The organism is Candidatus Frankia nodulisporulans, assembly GCF_902806475.1.
GTDB lineage: Bacteria > Actinomycetota > Actinomycetes > Frankiales > Frankiaceae > Frankia > Frankia umida.
This window is the reverse complement of the sequence record NZ_CADCWS010000276.1, coordinates 1-5,189: the sequence shown is the minus strand read 5'-3', so window position 1 is coordinate 5,189 and position 5,189 is coordinate 1. Positions and strand designations below refer to the sequence as shown.

Genomic DNA, 5,189 nt, shown 5'->3' with positions numbered 1-5,189 from the left:
CTAACCCACGATCAAAGCGCTACCTGACCAGTTACGCTCGCGGGAATTCATGACGTGGTTCTCCCATCCGTCGCGAATGCGACGCCAGCATAACCCGCGACTGGCCGGGAGCTCGGTATCCGACGGTCACTGCCGCGGCATCGGAATCCGCGGCTCTGGCACGGTGTTCAGCGCCCGGTGCAGGCTGCCGAAGTGCTTGTGGTGTTCGTCGAAGGGAACCGCGATGGTGTGCACCCCGAACCGGGCCAGCACGGGTTCCGTCCACGGCGCGCTCGCCGTCGAGACCAGGGCCGCCGGCTCGTCGCCCACCGCGGCCAGCCGCGCGGCGGGCAGGAAGAAGACTCCGGCGGCGAAGGCGGCGACCATCTCCGGTGCCAGCGGGCAGACCGCGAGGTCGATACTGCGCAACGCGTCGACAAGCGTGGTCTCCCGGCCAACGATGCCCACTCCGTCCGGGCCGCCAAGTCCCTCGGTGCCGTACTCGCTGCCGGCCTTCTCCCGGTCGACGCTGCCTTCGCCTCCCCCGAAGCCGGCCCGCCCGTTTCCGGCGCCCCAGTGCCCGCCTACCTCGTATCCGCCGCCTTCATAGCCCACATCCTCGTACCCGACACTCGCATAGCCGCCACTCGCGTAGCCGGAGTCCGCGTAGCCGGAGCCCGGATATCCGGGGTCGCGGTAGCCGCCGCCGCGGTCCGCCGCACCGTACCCGCTGGGGTCGGGCCGCTCGACGACACGGCTCTCGACGACGGCCGGGGCGTTCAGGCGATCGGCCGCCACCAGCGCGATGCCGGGGCCGAGGCCGAGCCAGTGGTCCAGATGCGGCTCGGCGGGCCGCCGCAGTTCGTCGCGGACCCGCACGACATGGGTGAACGAGGCCCTCAGGTAGGGCCGCAGCAAGCCCCACACCGCCGGACTGGTCCGCGCGCCGGTGGCCAGGATGGCGACCCCACCGCAGGTCACCACATCCCCGCCGGCGAGATACAGCGGCGCTGGTACCCGCACCTCGGCCGAGCGCCCCCGCAGTCCGCGCAGCACGGCGGCCATCACCACCGTCTCCCGCGCCCGTTCCCGCCGACGCAGCCGGCCCACGGCCACCGCACCACCAAGATCGACATAATGGTCCCGCGGGAACATCAGACCGGACAGCGGTCGCAGCGCGTAGCTCTCGTCTCGCCGCTCGGCCCCCGCCCCCGACCGCGGCCCGATGACACCGCCGCCGGCTCCCGCCTCCACGAGCAGCCGAGGCTGACGCAGCACCACCGGCGCCAACGCCGGCACCGACCAGTCCCGCAGCGCGTCCCGAGCGGCCAGCAGCCGCGCGTCGTCGTCCGCGCTCACCGCCCGCGCCGCGAGCTCCAGCAGGACGCTGCGGGGAAGCGTCATCAGCAGTTCGGCCGGCGAACGCGGCTCCACACCAAGCTCGACCAGCACCGCCCGCGCCGTCGCCGACTCCGCTGCCGCCCGCACCGGATCGTAGGCCGGACGGCCCGCTCGAAACACGAACGTCTCGACCGGCTGCACCACCGTCGGACTCTGCACCAGCACCATCGGCACCGTCGGAGCCGGCGGCGCCACCGACCCGTTCACCGCCGATCTGCTCCTCGCCGGCCCGTTCATCCCCGGCCCGCTGACCGCCGACTCACCAGGCCCCGGCCCGGTCGCCACCGGCCAGCGCCCGCGCCGCTCATCCCAGCCTGCCCGCCCGCCCCTTCCCGGGACCTCGGCAATCATCTAGCCAATTCCCGGCGCGTGTCCTTCACTCGCACATTATGCGCACCCCGTGAATCCTCACCCGCAACGTCCCGCCAGCACCCCGGACAATTCGCCTGCCGACCATCCCGGATGCCCGGTATTTCCAGAACCAAGATGTCCGACACCCCAGAACAAAAAGATTACCGAGATTACGACATCACCTGGCAACTCCCGACAGGTCATGACGCGGACGTCAGAAAACCAGCTCGCCCACGGCCCAGACGGCGGCCATGGCCACACCGGCGAACAGTTCCACGAGGACACCGACACCGAAGGCGACAATCGCGGCCTAGGTGGTGGCGGCGGCGGTGCGATGATCACCGAGGCGGACGAGCTCGGCCACGTAGACGCCGAGCACCCCACCGATCAGCAGGCCGATCACCGGGATGACGAAGAAGCCGACGATCGCGCAGGCCAGGCCGATCGCGAGGCTCGGCCAGGGAACTCCACGCCCGGCGGTGGCCCGGGCCGGCAGGATGTACTTGGTCAGCGCGCCGATCACGAACAGGGCCGTCATCAGCGCGAGCACGATCCAGCGGCCGACCCCGCCGCCGTCCGCGATCACCCACCACAGGCCCGCGCCCCAGACCAGGACGAGCCCGGGCAGCACCGGAAGCACGACACCGACCAGTCCGACGGCCATCACTGCGGCGACGGCCAGAAGCTGCGCGGTACTGATGGTGTGCCCTCCCTCCTCATCCACCTTTTCGGCGACGTTACCGGCCCACCGACACCTTACGGGACAGCATGACAAACGTCCGACTCCCGCGCCCACGAAGGCAACGACGGCAACGATCAGAACCGCCGCGGCGCCGGCGGACGGCGAGCCAGGGCTACCGGGTCGGGGTCGGGGGCGGGCCGGCGTTGCGATCGGCGATGCGACGGGCTTCGGCGACGAGGGTCGCGCGCAGGTCCGCGGGGGCGAGCACCTCGACACCGTCGCCGAGGTCACGCACCTGGCCGAGGGCGACCCGCGGGCCCTCGGTGGACAGGTCGACCACTCGCCAGCCGTCCGCGTCGGGGGGCGAGGCGGTGGCCTGGGCGTCCCGTGCGGCGACGGGACCGACCGCCAGACGCAGGTCGGCGAAGGCGGCGGGCGAGAGCCGCAGCCGGCAGGTCCAGCGCATCAGTGAACGGGCGAAGTCGTCACCGGCCTCGCGCCACCAGGTGGCGAGGTCGAACCCGGCCGGACGGTCGAACGTCTCGGCCCGCGCGACCACCCGGGTTATCCGGGCGATCCGGTAGCTCAGGACGCGTCCGCGATGTCGGGCGACGAGATACCAGACACCGGCCTTGCACACGAGACCCAACGGATCGACGCGACGGGTCGTCACATCACCGTCACGTGGGGTGTAGGTGAGGTCGAGGCGGCGGGCGGTCCAGACCGCCTCGGCGAGGGCGGACAGGTGCGGCACGGGCTCCGCCCGCCGAAACCAGCCGGGGGCGTCCAGCAGGAATCGGTGGTGCACCTGACCGGCGTGTATCCGGGGCCGCGGCGGCAGCGCGGCGAGGACCTTGGTGCGGGCGGCCGCGGCCGTGGTGGCGAGCCCGAGACCTGCCAGGATCTGCGGCCCGGCCCCGGCGAGCAGCAGGGCGGCCGCCTCGTCCCCGGTGAGCCCATCAAGATCGGTACGCCAGCCGTCGGTGAGTCGGACCCCGCCGTGACGTCCGGGTTCGGTCCACAACGGGACGCCCGCGTCCTGCAGCGCGGCGATGTCCCGACGGACCGTGCGCAACGACACCTCGAGTTCGGCCGCCAGCTCCGGTGCCGTCGCCCGGCGGACGGCCTGCAGATACAGCAGCAGCGCGGTCAGTCGGCTCGAGCGCATCCCAGGATGCTAGCCGCGAAACAGGGACATCACCCATCCTCGTCAGCCGCCGCCGGCACCCGAATCGCGACCAGCACGACGATGTCCACAGCACGAGGACGGCGGCAGGACGAAGATGACAGCAGGACACGGACCTCGGTAGCACGCGAGCCGTCGACAGGACGAGATCGCCGGAAGGACGGGGATGCCGGGAGGGGGACGGGTGCTCCGGCAGGACGGGGCACCCGGCGGGGGTGGTGACAGGCGCCGGCTGCCTGGGCATACCAGCTCTGCCATGACTGACGGGGAAGCAGGGCAGCCGGAGCGCCGGGTGCGGACGCGCCGCGAGCAGCGTGGCCGACGGCCGGACACGGCGCGATCACGCGTGACCAGGCCGCTGCTGACCGCTGGGCGGCCGTCGGGCGCGGACCAGCCGCCTGGGCGCCGGGCGGCCGTGGCCCTGGGTGGCGTCGCCACCGTCGCCGCCGCCGTGGCCGCGGCGATCTGGGTGCCGTCCCTGTTGTACGGCGAGCACGGTGCGTCCCGGGCGACGTTGCAGGCCGCGCTGCTCGCCATGATCGCGGCGGCGCTGGTGGCCGGCGCGCTGGCGCTGGTCGCCACCCAGCTTCGAGCCGCCTCCGAGCGGGCCGGGCGGCTCATGACCACCCAGCAGGTCGGTGGGCGCTACACCAGCGCGGTCGGCCAGCTCGCCGCGGACGCCGTCGAGGTGCGCCTCGGCGGGATCTACGCGCTCGGCCGCATCGCCCGCGACTCCCCCGTCGACCAGGCCACGGTCGTCGAGGTGCTCTCCGCGTTCGTCCGGGCCCGCAGCACGGACGCGGCACGCCGCACGGCGGCCTCGACGCAGCGCGGCCCGCTGGGGGAGGTGACGCCGGCGGCCGACATCCGGGCCGCGGTCCAGGCCCTCGCCGGACTACCCCACCTCGACGGCGTCGCCCGCGCCGACCTGCGCCACGCCGATCTCACCGGCCCGGCTACGTTGCGTGAGCTGGGACTGTCCCGGGCGAATCTGCGCCGGGTCCGCCTCGACCAGGCCGACCTGACCGGGGCGGATCTGAGCTTCGCCGACCTGCGCGGCATGGAGCTGTCCTTCGCCCTGCTCAGCGGCGCCGACCTGACCGGCGCCGACCTGACCGGCGCCCGGCTGTCCGGGGTGACGCTGCGCGGCGCCCGGCTGTCCGGTGCGAACCTGCGCGACGCCCATCTGATCGGGACGGACCTCTCCCAGGCACGCCTGATCGGCACCCAGCTCACCGGCGCCGAACTACCGGGCATCGCGCTCGCGGGGGCGCGTCTGCTCGGTGCGGATCTCACCGACGCGAGGATGGTCGGCGCGGAACTCGCCGACGCCGAACTGGTCGGGGCGAACCTCACCGGCGCCACGTTGACGAAGGCGCACCTGCGCGGCGCGGACGTCACCGGCGCCGACCTGACCGGCGCGGATCTGACCGGTGCCGACCTCACCGGAGCCGCCTCCCTCACCCAGGCCCAGGTCGACAGCGCCCAGGGCGGCCCGCGCACCCTCCTGCCCGCCGGCCTGCGCCGCCCCGCGCTCTGGACCCCCCGTTCCGACGACGACCCCTTCCCCGACCCGGCGCCCGACCCGGC

General features: G+C 73.3%; 4 protein-coding genes. 1 reads left to right on the top strand and 3 read right to left on the bottom strand.

All coding sequences use genetic code 11. The features are described 5' to 3' along the window. Positions 1 to 126: 126 nt before the first annotated feature. The 3 genes from G6R24_RS22760 to G6R24_RS17980 all read right to left on the bottom strand — a co-directional run bounded on the left by G6R24_RS22760 (position 127) and on the right by G6R24_RS17980 (position 3,581). Positions 127 to 1,587, bottom strand: coding sequence for an arginine deiminase family protein (locus tag G6R24_RS22760; RefSeq protein ID WP_263864084.1), 1,461 nt, complete (start codon positions 1,585 to 1,587; stop codon positions 127 to 129). Between the two features lie 454 nt (positions 1,588 to 2,041). After that, on the bottom strand, positions 2,042 to 2,455 hold the full coding sequence (locus tag G6R24_RS17985) for a DUF456 domain-containing protein (RefSeq protein WP_338084468.1): 414 nt from the start codon (positions 2,453 to 2,455) through the stop codon (positions 2,042 to 2,044). A 130-nt stretch (positions 2,456 to 2,585) separates the two neighbouring features. Beyond that, positions 2,586 to 3,581: a helix-turn-helix transcriptional regulator gene (locus tag G6R24_RS17980; protein WP_163550374.1), complete on the bottom strand. Its 996-nt coding sequence runs from the start codon at positions 3,579 to 3,581 to the stop codon at positions 2,586 to 2,588. Between the two features lie 364 nt (positions 3,582 to 3,945). Here G6R24_RS17980 and G6R24_RS17975 point away from each other — a divergent pair. Next, the coding region (locus tag G6R24_RS17975) for a pentapeptide repeat-containing protein (protein ID WP_225438684.1) at positions 3,946 to 5,189 on the top strand (1,244 nt) is incomplete at its 3' end.